General features: G+C 45.5%; 17 protein-coding genes. 7 read left to right on the forward strand and 10 right to left on the reverse strand.

Features of this window, described 5'->3' with window-relative positions; translation table 11 throughout:
- The first annotated feature begins 2 nt into the window (after positions 1-2).
- The 5 genes from LEP1GSC052_RS08285 to LEP1GSC052_RS08305 all read left to right on the forward strand — a co-directional run bounded on the left by LEP1GSC052_RS08285 (position 3) and on the right by LEP1GSC052_RS08305 (position 5,034).
- The gene (locus LEP1GSC052_RS08285; RefSeq protein WP_010575338.1) at positions 3-1,007 is read left to right on the forward strand and encodes a sulfate ABC transporter substrate-binding protein; all 1,005 of its coding nucleotides are present in this window, start codon (positions 3-5) and stop codon (positions 1,005-1,007) included.
- A 244-nt stretch (positions 1,008-1,251) separates the two neighbouring features.
- Positions 1,252-2,262 (forward strand): sulfate ABC transporter substrate-binding protein, encoded by a 1,011-nt coding sequence (locus tag LEP1GSC052_RS08290; RefSeq protein ID WP_020986062.1) that lies wholly within the window; start codon positions 1,252-1,254, stop codon positions 2,260-2,262.
- Between the two features lie 26 nt (positions 2,263-2,288).
- A complete protein-coding gene (cysT, locus tag LEP1GSC052_RS08295) occupies positions 2,289-3,125 on the forward strand; it encodes a sulfate ABC transporter permease subunit CysT (RefSeq protein WP_040912908.1) in 837 nt (278 codons plus the stop codon).
- Complete coding sequence (cysW, locus tag LEP1GSC052_RS08300) at positions 3,122-3,961, forward strand: sulfate ABC transporter permease subunit CysW (protein ID WP_010575340.1); 840 nt, start codon at positions 3,122-3,124, stop codon at positions 3,959-3,961. The genes cysT and cysW overlap by 4 nt, the downstream gene beginning before the upstream one ends.
- A 2-nt stretch (positions 3,962-3,963) precedes the next feature.
- Complete coding sequence (locus LEP1GSC052_RS08305) at positions 3,964-5,034, forward strand: sulfate/molybdate ABC transporter ATP-binding protein (protein ID WP_020986459.1); 1,071 nt, start codon at positions 3,964-3,966, stop codon at positions 5,032-5,034.
- Between the two features lie 74 nt (positions 5,035-5,108).
- Here LEP1GSC052_RS08305 and LEP1GSC052_RS08310 read toward each other — a convergent pair whose 3' ends face one another.
- The 3 genes from LEP1GSC052_RS08310 to modB are packed head-to-tail and all read right to left on the reverse strand — an operon-like array spanning position 5,109 to position 7,287.
- On the reverse strand, positions 5,109-5,828 hold the full coding sequence (locus tag LEP1GSC052_RS08310; protein WP_020985890.1) for an ATP-binding cassette domain-containing protein: 720 nt from the start codon (positions 5,826-5,828) through the stop codon (positions 5,109-5,111).
- Positions 5,828-6,580 carry a molybdate ABC transporter substrate-binding protein gene (modA, locus tag LEP1GSC052_RS08315; RefSeq protein ID WP_010575343.1) on the reverse strand — a complete coding sequence of 251 codons (753 nt, stop codon included), beginning with the start codon at positions 6,578-6,580 and terminating at the stop codon, positions 5,828-5,830. Before modA ends, LEP1GSC052_RS08310 begins: the two co-directional genes overlap by 1 nt.
- A 26-nt stretch (positions 6,581-6,606) precedes the next feature.
- A complete protein-coding gene (modB, locus tag LEP1GSC052_RS08320) occupies positions 6,607-7,287 on the reverse strand; it encodes a molybdate ABC transporter permease subunit (RefSeq protein WP_010575344.1) in 681 nt (226 codons plus the stop codon).
- Positions 7,288-7,464: 177 nt separating this feature from the next.
- Here modB and pdxH point away from each other — a divergent pair, with 177 nt between their 5' ends.
- Entirely contained in the window at positions 7,465-8,109 is a 645-nt protein-coding gene (gene pdxH, locus LEP1GSC052_RS08325) for a pyridoxamine 5'-phosphate oxidase (protein WP_010575345.1), read from the forward strand.
- Between the two features lie 285 nt (positions 8,110-8,394).
- The gene (locus LEP1GSC052_RS08330; protein ID WP_240631027.1) at positions 8,395-9,315 is read left to right on the forward strand and encodes a DUF4349 domain-containing protein; all 921 of its coding nucleotides are present in this window, start codon (positions 8,395-8,397) and stop codon (positions 9,313-9,315) included.
- A gap of 288 nt (positions 9,316-9,603) precedes the next feature.
- Here LEP1GSC052_RS08330 and LEP1GSC052_RS08335 read toward each other — a convergent pair whose 3' ends face one another.
- The 7 genes from LEP1GSC052_RS08335 to yajC all read right to left on the reverse strand — a co-directional run bounded on the left by LEP1GSC052_RS08335 (position 9,604) and on the right by yajC (position 16,751).
- Positions 9,604-10,809 carry a bifunctional 3,4-dihydroxy-2-butanone-4-phosphate synthase/GTP cyclohydrolase II gene (locus LEP1GSC052_RS08335; protein ID WP_010575347.1) on the reverse strand — a complete coding sequence of 402 codons (1,206 nt, stop codon included), beginning with the start codon at positions 10,807-10,809 and terminating at the stop codon, positions 9,604-9,606.
- Positions 10,810-10,913: 104 nt separating this feature from the next.
- Positions 10,914-11,519 carry a riboflavin synthase gene (locus LEP1GSC052_RS08340; protein WP_010575348.1) on the reverse strand — a complete coding sequence of 202 codons (606 nt, stop codon included), beginning with the start codon at positions 11,517-11,519 and terminating at the stop codon, positions 10,914-10,916.
- Positions 11,504-12,763 (reverse strand): bifunctional diaminohydroxyphosphoribosylaminopyrimidine deaminase/5-amino-6-(5-phosphoribosylamino)uracil reductase RibD, encoded by a 1,260-nt coding sequence (locus tag LEP1GSC052_RS08345; protein ID WP_010575349.1) that lies wholly within the window; start codon positions 12,761-12,763, stop codon positions 11,504-11,506. Before LEP1GSC052_RS08345 ends, LEP1GSC052_RS08340 begins: the two co-directional genes overlap by 16 nt.
- Positions 12,763-13,701, reverse strand: coding sequence for a protein translocase subunit SecF (gene secF, locus LEP1GSC052_RS08350; RefSeq protein ID WP_020986035.1), 939 nt, complete (start codon positions 13,699-13,701; stop codon positions 12,763-12,765). Before secF ends, LEP1GSC052_RS08345 begins: the two co-directional genes overlap by 1 nt.
- A 5-nt stretch (positions 13,702-13,706) precedes the next feature.
- Positions 13,707-15,635, reverse strand: a complete 1,929-nt coding sequence (gene secD, locus LEP1GSC052_RS08355) for a protein translocase subunit SecD (RefSeq protein ID WP_010575351.1) — start codon at positions 15,633-15,635, stop codon at positions 13,707-13,709.
- Positions 15,636-15,645: 10 nt separating this feature from the next.
- On the reverse strand, positions 15,646-16,431 hold the full coding sequence (locus LEP1GSC052_RS08360; protein ID WP_010575352.1) for an SRP-less Sec system protein: 786 nt from the start codon (positions 16,429-16,431) through the stop codon (positions 15,646-15,648).
- Positions 16,428-16,751: a preprotein translocase subunit YajC gene (gene yajC / locus LEP1GSC052_RS08365; RefSeq protein WP_205872857.1), complete on the reverse strand. Its 324-nt coding sequence runs from the start codon at positions 16,749-16,751 to the stop codon at positions 16,428-16,430. The genes LEP1GSC052_RS08360 and yajC overlap by 4 nt, the downstream gene beginning before the upstream one ends.
- Between the last annotated feature and the right edge of the window lie 12 nt (positions 16,752-16,763).

The raw sequence follows: 16,763 nt of genomic DNA on the forward strand, positions 1-16,763 counted from the left end.
ACATGAAAACAAAAATTCTGAAAACAACCGCAATCGTCTTTCTTATGACGGTCGCAAACTTGGGGCTTTTCGCAAAAGACGTAAATCTTCTCAACGTATCCTACGATCCGACACGAGAATTATACGCGGAATACAACAAACTTTTCGCAAACTATTGGAAATCCAAAACCGGAGACGACGTAAGGGTCAACCAATCCCACGGCGGTAGCGGTAAACAAGCAAGATCCGTGATCGACGGACTCGAAGCGGACATCGTTACTCTTGCGCTCGCTTACGACATCGACATCATCGCTTCCAAAGGATTGATCGCGAGAGATTGGTTGAAAAGTCTTCCGAACAACAGCACGCCCTACACTTCCACGATCGTATTCGTGGTAAGAAAGGGAAATCCTAAGAACATCAAAGACTGGGACGATCTCGTAAGAAACAAAGTGAGCGTGATTACTCCGAACCCGAAAACTAGCGGGGGCGCGCGTTGGAATTATCTCGCTGCTTGGGCTTTCGCACAAAAGAAGTTCAACAACGATAACGGCAAAGTTCAAGACTTTATAAAAACGTTATATAAGAACGTTCCCGTTCTCGATTCTGGTGCGAGAGGTTCGAGCAACACGTTCGCACAAAACGGAATCGGCGACGTGCTGATCGCTTGGGAAAACGAATCCTTTCTGATTCTCGAAGAATTCGGTAAAGACAAATACGAAGTCGTAATTCCTTCCCTGAGCATTCTCGCGGAACCTCCGGTAGCGATCGTGGAAAAGAACGCGGAAAAACACGGAACATTGGATACCGCAAAGGCGTATCTCAAGTCGCTCTATTCGGACGCGGCTCAAGAGATCATCGCGAAACACGGTTATCGTCCGAGAAATCCTGCGATTCTCAAAAAATACGAAAGTAAGTTTCCGAAGTTGGACCTCATCACGGTGGACGGACATTTCGGCGGATGGCATAAGGCGCAAAAAGATCATTTTGCCGACGGCGCCTCCTTCGACCAACTCTACGTGAAATAAATCGTCGGAAAAGAAGGAAGAAAATCCCGCCGCAACGCGGGATTTTCTTTGATTCTCCCATTTTTAAAGCCGGGATCTTTCCTTGTAAGAGTTCCCACACTCGCCAAAGAATCCGAGGTTTCAGGCCAAAATATCATACAAAATTCTTTACTTATAGACAAAGGCTCAAAATATTGGATCAAATTATCTAATAAATTAGATTTCTGTTCACTTTGTTGTAGGAAAGACCAAAGGAAGAAAACGAATGAAATCCAAATCCACTCGAATTTATATTCTCGCGACCGCCTTGTTTTTAGTTTCGGCTTCCTTGTTCTCGGAAACCAAACTCTTAAACGTTTCTTATGATCCGACAAGAGAATTGTATACCCAGATCAACAAACTCTTCATCGCTCATTGGAAAAAACAAACCGGCGAAGACTTAGTCATCAATCAATCCCACGGCGGTTCCGGCAAACAAGCAAGAGCCGTAATCGACGGACTCGAAGCCGACGTCGTAACACTTGCGCTCGCGCAGGACATCGAAGCGATCGCTGAAAAATCGAAACTCCTTTCCACCGATTGGGAAAAACTTCTTCCGCATCAAAGTTCTCCTTACACGTCCACGATCGTATTTTTGGTTCGTAAAGGAAATCCGAAAGGAATCAAGGACTGGGACGATCTCGTAAAACCGGGCGTGGGAATCATCACTCCGAATCCGAAAACGGGCGGAGGCGCGCGCTGGAATTATCTCGCGGCTTGGGGTTATGCTAAGGAAAAATACGGCTCCGAAGAAAAGGCAAAAGACTTTATAAAAAAATTATATTCAAATGTTCTTGTATTGGATTCAGGAGCGAGAGGCTCTTTGACCACTTTCGTTCAAAGAGAAATCGGAGACGTTTTGATCTCCTGGGAAAACGAAGCTCATCTCGCTTTACAGGAAACGGCCAAGAATCAGAATTCTTCCGTTGAAATCGTTTTTCCTTCGGTCAGCATTTTAGCCGAACCGTCCGTCGCGGTGGTTACTAAAAACGCCGAAAAACACAACACATTGAAAGTATCCGAAAGTTATCTTAAGTTTTTATACACGCCGGAAGGACAGGAAGTAATCGCGAAAAATTACTACCGCCCCACCGATGTGAAAGTCGCGACCAAGTATAAAAGTTTATTCAAGAATTTGAAACTGTTCACGATCCGAGACGTCGCAGGGAACTGGAAGAACGCCCAGGAAAAACATTTCGTGGACGGAGCGATCTTCGATCAGATTTCGGCTAAATAAGAATTCGTTTCACTAAAGAGAAAACCTTGTCTACTTTGAATTTTAGAACCAAACCCTACGGAAAAACCGCTTTCGGAATCACGATCGGCGTCACTGTCACTTACTTAAGTTTGATCGTACTGATTCCGTTAGGCGCTCTTTTTCTGAAAAGTTCCGGAATCGGTTGGGAAGGTTTTTGGAAACTTCTTACCAACGATCGGATTCTTGCGGCTCTTTACTTGAGTTTCGGAGCCGGAGCCGTGGCGGCTCTGATCAATCTTGTGATCGGCTTTTTATTCGCTTGGGTTTTGGTTCGTTATGATTTTCCGGGCAAGTCCCTTCTCGATTCGCTCGTCGATCTTCCGTTTACGCTGCCGACCGCGGTCGCGGGGATCGCACTTACTACGATCTACACACAAAACGGAATTATAGGAAAATTATTCGCACCTTACGACATCAAGATCGCATACACTCCGATCGGAATCGTAATCGCACTCGTTTTTATCGGCTTTCCTTTTGTGGTAAGAACGGTTCAACCCGTTTTGGAAGAATTCCCAAAGGAACTCGAAGAATCCGCGTATTGTTTGGGCGCGAACCGATGGCAGATTTTCAGAAGAATTATTTTTCCGGAACTTCTTCCTCCTTTGATAACCGGCGCGGCGATGGCTTTCGCAAGAGGAATCGGAGAATACGGATCGGTGGTGTTCATTTCGGGAAACCTTCCGGGGAAAACGGAAATTCTTCCCTTATTGATCGTAACCAAACTCGAACAATATCAATACGAGGAGGCGACCGGAATCGCGTTTATCATGCTCGTAATCTCCTTTAGTATATTATTAGGTATTAATATTCTTCAGACGGTTTCTGCAAGGAGAAAGGGATGAGACAGGAATCCTTACTCGTTCGAATCATTCTCATCGGAACCGTGCTTTTATTGACGGCTCTGATTTTGATTCTTCCCATCTATACGGTGTTTCACGAAGCTCTTTCCAAAGGTTGGAGCGCCTATCTCGAGGGAATTCAGGAACCCGACACGATTTCCGCGCTGAAGTTGACTCTTCTCGTGGTTTCGATCGCGGTTCCTTTGAATACGATCTTCGGAATCGTATCCGCGCTTTCGATCACACGTTTCGACTTTCCGGGTAAAAGCTGGCTTTTAACGATCATCGATTCTCCGTTTTCGGTTTCGCCAGTGATCTCCGGTTTGATCTTCATTCTTCTTTTCGGAAGACAAGGTTGGTTCGGTCCTTGGTTGGAACAAGCCGATATCAAAATCGTATTCAACACGCCGGGTTTGATCCTTGCGACCGTATTCATCACGCTTCCCTTTGTGGCGAGAGAATTGATTCCGCTTCTTGAATCGACTGGAATCGAAGAGGAAGAAGCGGGCCTCTTACTCGGCGCGTCCCCGATGAAGGTATTTTTTAAGATCGTAGCGCCCGGAATCAAATACGGATTGTTATACGGAATCATTCTTTGTAACGCAAGGGCGATGGGAGAATTCGGGGCCGTCTCCGTTTTATCCGGACATATCCGGGGACAAACGAACACTCTTCCCTTGCAGATCGAAGTTCTTTACAACGAATACAATTCCGTGGCCGCATTTTCCGCGGCGTCTCTGCTCGTTTTCTTATCGTTAATCACGCTCGTTGCGAAACAGATTCTGGAAAGAAAAATCAAAATCACTAAAAAAGAAGAATTGCTCCAAGAGGAGGCGTAGTCATGGCAATAGAAGTTAAGAATATTATAAAACGCTTTGGTAGTTTCACCGCCATCGACAATCTTTCTTTGGAAGTTCCGGCGGGGGAATTGGTCGCGCTTTTGGGTCCTTCCGGTTCCGGTAAAACGACCCTGCTTAGAATCATCGCCGGACTCGAAGACGCGGACGAGGGTCAGGTGATCTTCGAAGGCCAAGAAGTCGGAAAGAAAAACGCAAAGGACCGCGGAGTCGGATTCGTTTTTCAACACTACGCCCTTTTCAGACACATGACGATTTTTGAAAACATCGCCTTCGGTCTCGAAGTGAGAAAAAAATCCGAAAGACCGAGCAAGCAAGCGATTCGAGACAAAGTGATGAGTCTTTTAAAACTCGTTCAACTCGAGAATTTTCACAACCGATATCCTTCCGAACTTTCCGGCGGACAAAGACAAAGGATCGCACTCGCAAGAGCGCTCGCCATCGAACCTCGTTTTTTACTGTTAGACGAACCCTTCGGAGCCTTGGACGCAAAGGTAAGAAAGGAACTAAGAAATTGGCTGAGAAGACTTCACGACGAAATTCATATCACAAGCGTGTTCGTAACGCACGATCAAGAAGAAGCTCTCGAAGTTTCGGACAAGGTAGTCATTCTTAAATCCGGAAAAATCGAACAGGTCGGAACTCCGGACGAGGTTTACAATCATCCGAAAAATTCTTTCGTGTTTCACTTTCTCGGAGACGTGAATCTTTTTCACGGAAGAGTTCAAGGCGGACAAACACAACTCGGCGAAATCAAAGTGGACGCGCCCGAACACGCGGAAGTTGAGAACGCAAACGCGGTCGGTTATGTTCGACCTTACGACGTTGAAATTTTAAGAGCGCCGATCGAGGCGCAAACGATTCCCGCGGAGATTCAGTATATTCATTCCACGGGAAGAACGGTGAAGATCGATCTCAAACGTTTGGATACGGGCGCCATTCTGGAATCGCAATTAAACTCCTCCGAGTTTCAAGCCTTGAATCTGCTTCCGGGTGAAACGGTTCACATTCGTTTTAAAAAAGTGAAAGTTTACGTGGAAGATTATACGATCTGATTCAAGAAGAATTTCGATTCGATATTCGTTTGTCGGAACAAATATCGACTGCTTTTTCAAGATGACAGGACGATCTACTTTTTAACCGAAGAATCTTTCGTCTTGTTCGCTTTCTCTTTATCGTTTCGAGCGGGTTTCGTGACTCCGTTTTCGATCAAAATACAATCCGCTTCAAAGTAAGAATGATCGGCTTGATCGTGCGAAACCACGACCACGGGGACCTGAAAGAGCCTTTGGATCTTTTTCAATTCCGATTTCATCTTATCCTTCAACTCCGAGTTCAGAGCCGCAAACGGTTCGTCGAGTAACAAAAGTTCCGGTTTCCGAATCAAGGCCCTTGCCAAAGCGACTCTTTGTTTTTGCCCCCCCGAAAGATTTTTCGGATACGCATCCGATACGTTTTGTATTTCAAAGATTTCTAATATTTCATCCACCAAAGCGCGATCCGATTCCGACAAACGAAAGGAAAACGTTCCCTTAAGCGGAAATTCCAAATTCTTACGAACGTTCAAATGGGGAAAAAGTGAATAGTTTTGAGGAAGATAACCTACGTTTCTTTTTTGAGGAGGAAAATCGATTCCGCTGTCGGAATCAAAAAAAACCTCGTCGCCGAGAACGATTCTCCCGTGATCGGGTTGGATCAACCCCGAGATCGTTTTCAGAGTTAAGGTTTTTCCCGCGCCGGAAGGTCCGTAGATAAACAAAAAATCCCGAATCGATCGAAAATCAAGATCGAGAAAAAATCTTCTTTTACGATCGATTAAGGTTTTTTGAATATGAACGAAGAGGGACACTAAGGTTTTCCGAAATGATACTGTTCGAAAATTTTCTTCGCCGTAGGAGAGGACAAAAATTCCAAAAACAACTTCGCTTCGGATAAATTCGCGCTCTGTGCGACCGCGATCGCGGGATACAAAATCGGTTTCGTTTTTAGATCGGAGATCGCGATTTTCACCTTGTCCTTAAAAAGAATCGCGTCCGTTTTATATACGAAGCCCGCGTCCACTTCTCCTCGCGAAACGTAATCCAAAACCTGTCTTACGTTCTCGGCGGGGATCCATTTTTTCTCCAAGGTCTCGTCCCAACCTTCCGTATCCAACGCTTCTCTCGCGTATTTTCCGGCAGGAACCGTCGCCGGATTTCCGAAAGAAATCTTCTGAACCGTTTCCTTTTTCAAATCGGAGATTTTTTTCAGATCCGATTTCGAATCGATCGGAACGATCAAAACCAAAACGTTCTTTACGAAATTCTTTCTTGTGGAAACGTCGAAAAGATTTTTTTCCAAACCCTTATCCACGCTTTCCTGATCGGCGGACGCGAACACGTCCGCGGGAGCTCCGTTTGCGATCTGCTGTAAAAGAATGCCCGAAGCGGCAAAGTTAAAAACTACCTTTACGGAATGTTTCTTTTCGAATTCCTTTCCGATCTCGTCGAAGGCCTGCGTCAAACTAGACGCCGCCGAAACTAAAATTTGTTTTTCCCCTCCGAAAAGCGGAGAAAGGCAAAACATCAGAACCAAAATTGCAGCGATTCGAAGTCGTTTCATAATATTCTATTTTCCTTATATACCAATCACCAATGCGATTTTTTTAACACGCCGTTCGACACCGTCAAAATCAAAACGGACAATACCGATGTTAAAATTACCAAATAAAACGCGATCGAATCGTTTCCGGATTGTACACTATCGTATATCGCAAGCGAAAGTGTTTGTGTTCTTTTGGGAATATTTCCGGCGATCATCAGAGTCGCTCCGAATTCTCCCATTCCTCTTGCGAAAGCAAGCATGGCCCCCGCGAGAATTCCCCTCCAGGATAAGGGCAATAACACTTCCCAAAAAATTCCGATATTCCCTTTTCCTAATGTTTTTGCTGTGTCCTCGTAATCCGCGTCCAAGTCCTCGAAGGATGCGAGCGCGGATTTATAAACCAACGGAAAGGAAACGACGATCGAAGCGATGACCGCCCCGGACCAATGAAATAAAAAACTGAAACGAAACGTTTCCAATAGAAAGGAACCGAAAATTCCGCGTCTTCCCAATAACACCAAAAGATAATATCCGAGAACTGTGGGAGGCAATACGAGCGGCAGGGTAAGAATCGAATCGAGAATTCCCTTCCCGAAAAATTTCCATCGAGAGATAAAATAAGCCGCGAGCACTCCGAACACGATAGCGATCAAAGTGGAAAACGCGCTCACGATCAAAGTAAGCAGAATCGGATGGCGCATCGTTTCCCAATCGAGTTCGGTCATGCACGGATATTAATCCGAAAATCGTTTCGAGGTCAAGAAGAGAAGAAGATCCTCGGAGCTAATTCGGAGAAAGATATTGCCTATTCCTCGATTCACAAACGGATTTTAAAAAGAATACAACGAAATAAAATTCTTCTTTTACTTTCAGGGCTTCCGTGTTTTTTGAAATCAATCGATATGAATTCAAAAATCGCGGACATCAGAACAAGTTATACTCTATCCTCTTTGGACATCGAAGACACGGGAAACGATCCGATCGTATTCTTTCAAAAATGGTTTCAAGAAGCGGTCTTGTCCGAAGTTTTCGAAGTCAACGCGATGACTCTTGCCACCGCCACAAAGGACGGAATCCCCGACGCAAGAACCGTTCTTCTCAAAGGTATTACGAACGATTCTTTTCTTTTTTATACGAACTACGAAAGTAGAAAGGGAAAGGAGTTGGAGGAGAATCCGAAGGCTTGTCTCGTTTTCTTTTGGTCCGAACTCGAAAGACAAATTCGAATCGAAGGAAACGTCACCAAGGTTTCCAAGGAAGAATCGGAAGAATATTTTCATTCTAGACCGAGAGAGTCGCAGATCGGTGCGGTCGCTTCTCCTCAGAGTCAAAAAATTCCCGATCGAAAATTTTTAGAGGAACGTTTCGCGAAACTTTCGAAAGAATTCGAAGGAAAAGAAGTGGAGTTACCGAATCACTGGGGCGGTTACGCGGTCCAACCGATTCGTATCGAGTTTTGGCAAGGACGTTCGAGCCGCTTGCACGATCGCATCGTCTTCGAAAAGAAATCGGATTCTTCTTGGGATAAATTCAGAGTCGCTCCCTAATTCGCGATCCATAGAGAGCGAATTAGCCATTGGTAGCGAAGCGTTCAACCAATGGTTCCAAACGAAGTTTGGAAAATCTTCAGTTCGAAGAAAGAATCAGTTTCAAGGATTCAATCCTTTTTTGATCGATTGTTTGTCGGACCAATTTCGATAAAATACTCGCTTTTTTAGGACGTTCCTGCCGTAATCCCCGTTCTTTAAATCCAAAAGGAACGTTTTTAGGGATAAAACAGGTCCATCCAAATGTTAGAATTTCACGAAGAATATCTGTCGGGAGATTTCGTTTTGAAAAAGTTAATTCCATTCATTCTCACCTTGTCGTTGTTATTCGCTCTGGGCTGCGGTAAAAAAAGCGACGCGCCTAAAGACGCAAACGCGTCCGGAGAAGTAGCATCCAGATCCGTATCCGGAATGACCGATCAATTGGCAAAAGGCGCGCCGATGCCGGAAGCCGAAAAAAAATCCGCAGCGGACGAAGACGTTTATAAAGAGGCGCCGTCGCAAGATAAAGCGGAGAATCAGCTCGGTAAGGTTTTTACGCCGATCGCTACAAACAACGAAAGACTTCTGGAATACAACATTCAACTTTCCTACGAATGCACTGATCTTATTAAAACGAGAAAAGAACTTTTGGATTTTATTTCCAAATACGGTTATCTGGAAACCAGTTCCGCGACAAACTCCGTCTCCCCGTATATGAGCGCGAAGGTTCATGTTCGTTCGGCGAAACTCTACGAAGCTTTATTAGAACTTGATAAATTGGGAATTCTTCTTTCCGAAGAAATTTCCACCGTCGATCATACGGAAGGTATGGTTTGGCAAAAAAGAAAATTGACCCGTGAAAAAATCAGACTTTCCAGAAGAAACAATGCGAACAGTCAGATCGGCGCGGGCGCAAAAAACTGGGAAGCGATCGAAGAATCGATTTCCACCAGCGAAGATGAACTCGATCTCGCGGAACAGGAAACTTGGAGAATCAAGGACAGGGTCGCTTGGGCGACGATTTCTGTCGGTTTTAGTTTGCCAACTCCTCCGGACAAAATCCAAGTTCCTCAGTATAAAAACGCGCTCGTTGGAATCGCCAACGCGTTCCTTCAACTTACGTATTATCTGCTTTGGTGGTTGCCTTTCCTGATTTTAGGCGGCGTTGCCGTGTATTACGGCGGCGTGGCGTATCGAACGCTTAAGAAGAAATTCGGAAAGTAAAAAGAGTAGAAAGCGAAAGCAACGACGAAACTTTCAAGGTTTGTAGGAATTCCGACAAGTTTGAAAGTTTCGGATTGAGTTTGACTTCGGAAGGTTTTTCTGTTATAGGGAACGCGCGCTCCCACAATATAAACTCAGCGCCTCGCTCTCTATGGATCGCTCGTCATCATCACCCTGAGTTGCGACCCATAGGAAGCAACTCGCTGAGTTGTTGCGCGGCGACGAGGCCGTCTTCTTTTACGATAAAGTCGTCGGAACCACGACAAAACTCGGGATTAGGATTCGGCCTCAGCCGAGACCGAGCATATGACCCAGTTTGAGTTTTTTGGTCATGAGATAGTTGTGATTGTCGGAACCCGGTTGAATCTCGATCGGAATCCTTTCCACAACTTCCAAACCGTAACCGTCCAAACCGACGATCTTACGCGGATTGTTGGTAAGAATTTTCATCTTACCGACGCCGATTTCTCTTAAAATCTGAGCGCCGATCCCGTAGTCCCGAAGATCGGGAGCAAAGCCTAATTTTTCGTTGGCTTCCACGGTATCATATCCTTTATCTTGAATATTATAAGCCTTTAATTTATTGATCAGACCGATTCCTCTTCCTTCCTGTCTCATATAAAGAAGAACTCCCTTTCCTTCCTTGGAAATCATTTCCAAAGCGGAATGAAGTTGAGGACCGCAGTCGCAACGATTGCTCGAAAAAATATCACCGGTTAGACATTCGCTGTGAACGCGAACCATAACCGTATCTTCTTTTTTGATTTCGCCTTTGATCAAAGCGACGTGAATCTTATCGTCGATCATCGTGGAATACGCGCGGATGGTAAAGTCGCCGTATTCGGTCGGAAGTTTGGATTCCACTTCGAGACGAATGAGATTCTCCTTCGCTCTTCGATAACGAATCAGATCTTCGATCGTATAAATATTGAGTCCGTGTTTTTGTGCGAATTTTTCCAGATCCGGAAGACGGGCCATGGTTCCGTCGTCGTTCATGATTTCGCAAATGACACCCGCAGGATATAAATTGGAAAGTTTGGATAAATCCACAGCCGCTTCCGTATGACCGGCCCGACGCAGAACCCCACCCGGAACCGCTTGGAGCGGGAATAAATGTCCGGGACGCATCAAATCTCCCGACACCGTTTTTTCGTCTAAAAGGGCTTGTACGGTGATCGCACGGTCTTGGGCGGAAATCCCTGTGGAAGTTCCGTGTTTTGCGTCGACGGAAACGGTAAACGCGGTTCCGTGTTTATCACCGAGCGAATAATCGTCCACCATCCGATTGAGACCGAGCTTTTTGAGACGCTCGGCTTCCATTGGCATACAAATCAAACCGCGGCCGAACGTGGCCATAAAGTTGATTTTTTCCTTATCCGCAAACTCTGCCGCGACTACGAGGTCTCCCTCGTTTTCACGATCTTCCGAATCCACAAGAATGATCATTCTTCCGGATTTGATTTCTTCGATTGCATTCTCAATGGGTTGGATCATAGCTCTTTTCTTACCATCTCTTCTATTGGACTGAAATTTGGCTACAGAAACTTAATTCTTTGGAATCAAATACAAGTTTCCGAACAATTAGTTCGAATTCTTAACTATTCCTTGGACTTAAGAAGCTGTTCCAAATACCGCGCCACCAAATCGATTTCCAAGTTGAGAATCGTGTCGGAATTCCAGGACTTCGCATTCGTCTTTTTGAGAGTTTCCGGAATCAAAACCAGGTCGAATTCTTTCGGTCTCGAATCGACCACCGTCAAAGAAATCCCGTCGACGGTGATACTTCCTCTCGGAGCGATATATCGGGAAAGGGAAGGATCGTTTTGGACCGTATAACAGATCACGGCTCCTCCCTCTCTTTCTTCTTTGCTGAGAATTTTTCCCGTTCCGTCCACGTGGCCGCTGACCAGATGTCCTCCGAGTCGTGTTGTCGGAAGAGCGCTTCTTTCCAAGTTCACTTCCTCTCCGACCTTGAGAAATTTGAAGTTCGTGAGTTCGAGAGTTTTAAAACTCGCATAAAAACGAAAGCGACTTCCTTCGTTCGTAAACTCGGTGACGGTTTGACAACATCCGTTAACCGAAATCGAATCGCCGAGTTTTAGATCGGGTTGAACCCATTTTGTTTCGACGAGAAATCCCCTGCCCTCGTTCGTTTCCTGTATCTCTAAAATTTTTCCGGTCGTTTCCACTAAGCCCGTAAACATCCGTGCGCCTCCCAAATGTCGTCTCCCACGTTCGATTTCCAACGTAAGGTTTTCGCGTTCGTTTCAAACGCGGGTTCTATTCCTTGGACTATGGAACGAGGAGTTCTTATTTTTAGAATGAGATCGTTTTCCTTCATTTTGGAGGAAAAGGTTTTATAAACCAGATTCCCGCCCTCGGCGAGAAACAGATTGATCCCGAGTTCGGAAAAGAATTCGAAACATTCTTCCGCGAGTCGGGAAGACTCGAACGTGCGGATTTCTTTTTCCGTAAGGGATAAAAGAATTTCCTTCGTCGATCGCTCGAGAACCGCCTCCTTGGCGATTAAAAAAACGCATTTTTTAGAACCGTATGTTTCGTTGATTCGTTTCTGTTTGGAAATCCATTCTTCCGTTATATTTCGTTCTTCGAATATAATAAAAATTCGATACGGTTGATACGAGGCGGCCCGTTCCTTGTGAATTTTTCGGATTTCCGGATCGTTTGCGTATTTCAGAATATTCTTTACTAAAGCGGAAAAACCGGTTTCGGTTTCTTCGGCCAAAGATTCTTTTTCAAGGGAGAATTTTACAGCTTCCGAAATTTCCATCGAGTCCAGTCTAAAATCCAATCCGGGCCGATCGTGATAAAGAGTTCCGGGCCCAACAAGAACAGCGTCGCATTTTGCCCGCAAAATCGCCGTTAGACGAGACGATTCCGCTCCGGATAATTGAATCTGCGTTTTGTTCTCGGCCGCAAAAAAACCTTCTTTGGAAACCGCGACCTTTATTACCATAGAAGGTCTTTTGGTTTCGATTCGAGAAGTAAAACCGAACAAACTTTCGGCCGCGATTTGTGCGAGCGAGGAATCCTGCACGATCGAAATCCCCTTTCGTTTCGCTTCTTCCAAACCTTGTTTGGCGCTGACCAATGGATTCGGATCCTTCCAACCGTAGTATAAGGTTTTGGGTTTGTGCTCGAGAATCAAATCCATACAAGGCGGTGTTTTTCCGTGATGGGTGCAGGGTTCCAGAGTAACCCATACGTTATGCGCCGTTCCGACCAATCCTTTTTTGACGAATTGATCGTATGCGTTTCTCTCCGCGTGCGGTCCGCCCGCGGGAGACGTTCTTCCGTAAGATAGAATTTCTTGATTTTGTATGTCCGTGATCAGACAGGAAACGGGCGGATTCGGAGAGGTTTCGCCCGTCGATAAGAAGGAAAGTTTACGCATTTCCTCCCGAAACGTTTCCGGGAGGAGAATCATCAGCTGCGGACCCGCCGCATGATATGATCGTAAATATCCACAAGGGGGGCCGCGATAAAGATCGAAGAATACGTTCCTATGATAATCCCGAAGGTCAGCACGTAAGCGAAATCGAAAAGTTCGGTCGCGCCTCCGATGATGATCGCTACGATTGAAATCAAGGTCGCAAAAGAAGTGTTAAACGTTCTTCCGAGAGTTTGATTGATCGCGGAGTTGATCGTTTGTCCGAAAGTTTCGTTCAGATTTCCAGCCGCATTTTCGCGGATTCTATCGAAGACCACGATCGTATCGTTGATCGAATATCCGAGAAGCGTCAAAAGCGCCGCGATGATCGGAACGCTCGGTTTGATCTGAAAAAATCCGATGAATGCTACGGTCAAAATCAAGTCGTGAGTCAACGCAACAATGGCGCCTAACGCGAACTTGAATTGAAAACGAAAACTGATATACGCGAGAATGATGACCATCGTCAAACCGAGAAGCGTGGTTCCCGTTGAGGAAAGTTCTCCTCCCACGACCGCGCCCACTTGGTTCGCGCTTAGAACCTTGCTTTTGTCGATTCCGAAGTCCGCGATCAGAATCGAAATCAAAGCGTCGATTCCGGATACGTCGACCTTGTCTTCGGGTTTTAAGGAATTCTTCTGTTTGTATTTCCCGAGAATCGCGTCCACGGAACCGAGACCGATATCGATCTGGTAGTGATTCTTATCCTTATCCAATAAAAGAAGAACCGCTTCGATATTGTTATCGGTGAAATAAGTTTCGAGCTTTTTGCGATCCACCGATTTGTCGAATTCGATTACGGTTCTCAGACCTCCGTTGAAGTCCAGGGAATTGGCGAATCCCTTGTGAACCACAAACGTATAAGTAAATCCGAATATGATCAGGGCGAGTGAAACGCCGATGGAAACGTATTTATATTTTATAAAATCGAACATTTTGATTAAGACTCCAATTTTTTAAAGCCGATCTGGAGTTTTTGAACTCCCAGCTTATTGACCAAAAGATCCATCACCATTCGGCTGAGGAACAAGGACGTAAAAAGAGAAGTGACGATACCCCAACAAAGTGTGATCGCAAACCCTTTGATCGGACCGTTTCCGAGACGGATCATCAGAATTCCGGAGATCAACGTGGTCACGTTACTGTCTATGATCGTCCAGAACGCGTTATCAAACCCCTGCGCCACCGCAACGGAAGCGGATTTACCCGCTTGCAATTCTTCCTTGATTCTTTCGTAGATGATCACGTTCGCATCGACGGCCATACCGACGGTCAAGATGATCCCCGCAAAACCCGGAAGAGTCAGAGTAAATCCCATGAGAGAAAGAAGCGCGCTTAAGATGATGATGTTCGCGAATAACGCGATGTTTGCGACCATTCCCGAAAGTCTATAGATGAGCAACATATAGAACATCACGAGAACGAATCCGATCAACACGGCTTTCATACCGACTTCGATCGATTCTATCCCGAGAGTGGGTCCGATAAATCTCATCTCAAGAACTCGCAGAGGAATCGGAAGAGCGCCTTCGCTGATTACGTTCGCAAGATCCACCGCTTCTTCTTTTGCAAAAGAACCGTCGATCTGAGCCACGCCGCCCGCGATCGCGCCGCGAATGGTCGGCGCGGAAACGACTTTGTCTCCCCAAACGATCGCGAGATTTCTTCCCTTGTTCTGGGAAGTGATTTCGAAAAATTTCTCCGCGCCCGCGCTCGTTAACGTAAACGATACGATATAACCGAAGGAATTGTTTTCAAAAGAAGGCCTTGCGTCGCGCATATCGCGTCCGTCGAGAGCGATCGCTTTTTCGAGAACGATAAATCTTCTCGGAAGCAAAGGAGAATTCTGATTGTTCCCTCTCGCCCAATATGCAAAAACTCTAAATTTATCTTTCGGAATTTTGTATTTGTCTTCCAGGGATTGAAGAAACTTATCCTGTTCCGCTTTCCCTAATTTTTGTTTTACGATGTTCTGATATTTAACGATGTCGGTTTCTTCGCGTTTACCGCTTTCCAGAAGTCTGTTTTCTTCCTGCTGGATGATCGCCGCGTACGTCAGACCTGGACCCGCCGAGTTTTCGGATTCTTCCAAACGGTATTCCACGGTTTCGGTGTTCTGGATGATTTCCAAAATCTGGGAAGAATTGGTCACGCCGGGAAGAGAAACCTCGATCGAATCCTGATCCTTTTGAATTCTCACCTGAGGTTCGGTAAGGTTCTGGCTTGTAAGACGATTGTCGATGATGAGTTTCGCCTTTTCGAGTTCGAGAAGTTTACGGCTCGGAGAAAGTTCGAAATAACTTTCGATTTCTTCCAGACGATCCTTCGCCTTCTTTTTTTCCTTCGCGTCCACGGAAGGATCGGCGACGGTTTTGTTTAAGGTTTCAATTTCTTTAATATAACTTTCGCGGAGTTTGGAAGCGTAGTCTTCGAAATCCCCTTTCATCGCGACTCTCATCCCGCCTTGTAAGTCGAGACCGAGTTTGATCGTAAGAGGACGTCCTTTTGTGATCCATTCTTCCACGATCGTAGGGCGAAGTTTGTTCTTCGCTTCAAGAATCAGTTCGGGATTTTCCTGGGAAATCTGATTGATCTTTGCGGAAGTGATGAATCTTCCTTTTACCAAAAGAAAAGGTTCTTCTTTGAGAGAGGTAGGCGCCGGAGAAATCGTCCAATCGGATTGTTTGTATTCGTGATTCCAACGTTCTTCGAATTTGGTAAGAATCGCTTTTTTCTGATCTTCGGGAAGTAAAACGAATTCTTTTCTTACCGCAATTTCCAACTCTCTGGTTGCGAAGTTGGGGTAAAGTATAACCGTCGCCGCTAAAATAATAACGAGCGGCAGGAAAATCCATGTCGCAGATTTCAAGGTGAAACTCCTAGTCTCTTCTCATTTTATTGATGGTAACCGGGGATCTACGGCCGGAACTGCCGCGGGATTTACCGGCTTTCAGTCTGTACAAAGCGAATAATAATATAAAGACGATGATGATGATGGCTTTTTTATATTCGGAAAGAAATCCGAAGAAGGAGCCGGACTTCTGCCCTTCCTGAACCTTCTTTTTTTCTTCTTCTTTCTTCTTGTCTTCGCCTAACTTGAGTATGTCGGCAAGACGGTTTTGAAAGGAAGGCCCCTGCTCGCTCTTTGCCGGTTCGGCGGAAACGGTATAACCAGGAAGATTGTTCGGGCGGATTCTCATTTCTTCGTTCACCCAATACGGTTTCTGAAGATTCCCCGAGTCCGCGTTAGACGCGCTTGCGAGTTGTTGTTCTTCCTGATTTTTCGAAGAGGAAGCGTTTCCGTTGTTCGAAGAATTGGAGGAGTTCGAAGCGTTCGTGTTGTTCGAATTGTTTTGAGAATGATTGTTCGACGAAGAATTGGAAGATTCTTCCCCGCCGTTCGGTTCCACGTTCTTTTTGGTTCCTTCCGGATTGGAAGGAGAAGTGGAGGAAGACTTCTTCTTTTTCTTTTTGGATTTTTTCTTTTCCTTCTTCTTGGAGGATTTCGTGGAAGAAGACGAAGAGGATCCGGAAGATTTTTTGCTGGCGGTCTTTTTGGGTTCCGCAACCTTTTCGAGGAAGTCGATTTCTTCCCCGTCTTGGGAAAACAGAATCGAATTCCCAAGAAATAAAAAGATAAGAATGGAGACCGCCGCTTTTTTCATTTGTCTGCTTGTTTCTTTTTTACAACGGTGCTTGCCGTAAAGGAAACGTTCGTGTCCTTTGCGATGTTCAGAACCACAACTTCGTTGTTGTCCTTGATCTCCACGACCTTACCGTGGATTCCGGAAGACGTTACGACCTCGTCGCCCTTTTTGAGGTTGTCGATCATCTCTTTGCGTTTTTTCTCTTCGCTTCTTTGAGGACGGATCACGAGAAAATACATAATCACGAGCATGATCGGGATCAGAAGCAGAGTTGAAAAAGGAGACTTATCGCCTTCTCCTGCGGCCTGAGCCAGTTGTAATAGGATGATTGAATTCAGAGTCATTTCTTA

Source organism: Leptospira kmetyi serovar Malaysia str. Bejo-Iso9 (genome assembly GCF_000243735.2).
GTDB lineage: Bacteria > Spirochaetota > Leptospiria > Leptospirales > Leptospiraceae > Leptospira > Leptospira kmetyi.

Bases quoted from the DNA above. Each gene is read 5' to 3' on its own strand.
- LEP1GSC052_RS08285 (WP_010575338.1), top strand. From the start codon at position 3: ATGAAAACAAAAATTCTGAAAACAACCGCAATCGTCTTTCTTATGACG.
- LEP1GSC052_RS08290 (WP_020986062.1), top strand. From the start codon at position 1,252: ATGAAATCCAAATCCACTCGAATTTATATTCTCGCGACCGCCTTGTTT.
- cysW (WP_010575340.1), top strand. From the start codon at position 3,122: ATGAGACAGGAATCCTTACTCGTTCGAATCATTCTCATCGGAACCGTG.
- LEP1GSC052_RS08305 (WP_020986459.1), top strand. From the start codon at position 3,964: ATGGCAATAGAAGTTAAGAATATTATAAAACGCTTTGGTAGTTTCACC.
- modA (WP_010575343.1), bottom strand. From the start codon at position 6,580: ATGAAACGACTTCGAATCGCTGCAATTTTGGTTCTGATGTTTTGCCTT.
- modB (WP_010575344.1), bottom strand. From the start codon at position 7,287: ATGACCGAACTCGATTGGGAAACGATGCGCCATCCGATTCTGCTTACT.
- pdxH (WP_010575345.1), top strand. From the start codon at position 7,465: ATGAATTCAAAAATCGCGGACATCAGAACAAGTTATACTCTATCCTCT.
- LEP1GSC052_RS08335 (WP_010575347.1), bottom strand. From the start codon at position 10,809: ATGATCCAACCCATTGAGAATGCAATCGAAGAAATCAAATCCGGAAGA.
- LEP1GSC052_RS08340 (WP_010575348.1), bottom strand. From the start codon at position 11,519: ATGTTTACGGGCTTAGTGGAAACGACCGGAAAAATTTTAGAGATACAG.
- LEP1GSC052_RS08345 (WP_010575349.1), bottom strand. From the start codon at position 12,763: ATGATTCTCCTCCCGGAAACGTTTCGGGAGGAAATGCGTAAACTTTCC.
- secF (WP_020986035.1), bottom strand. From the start codon at position 13,701: ATGTTCGATTTTATAAAATATAAATACGTTTCCATCGGCGTTTCACTC.
- LEP1GSC052_RS08360 (WP_010575352.1), bottom strand. From the start codon at position 16,431: ATGAAAAAAGCGGCGGTCTCCATTCTTATCTTTTTATTTCTTGGGAAT.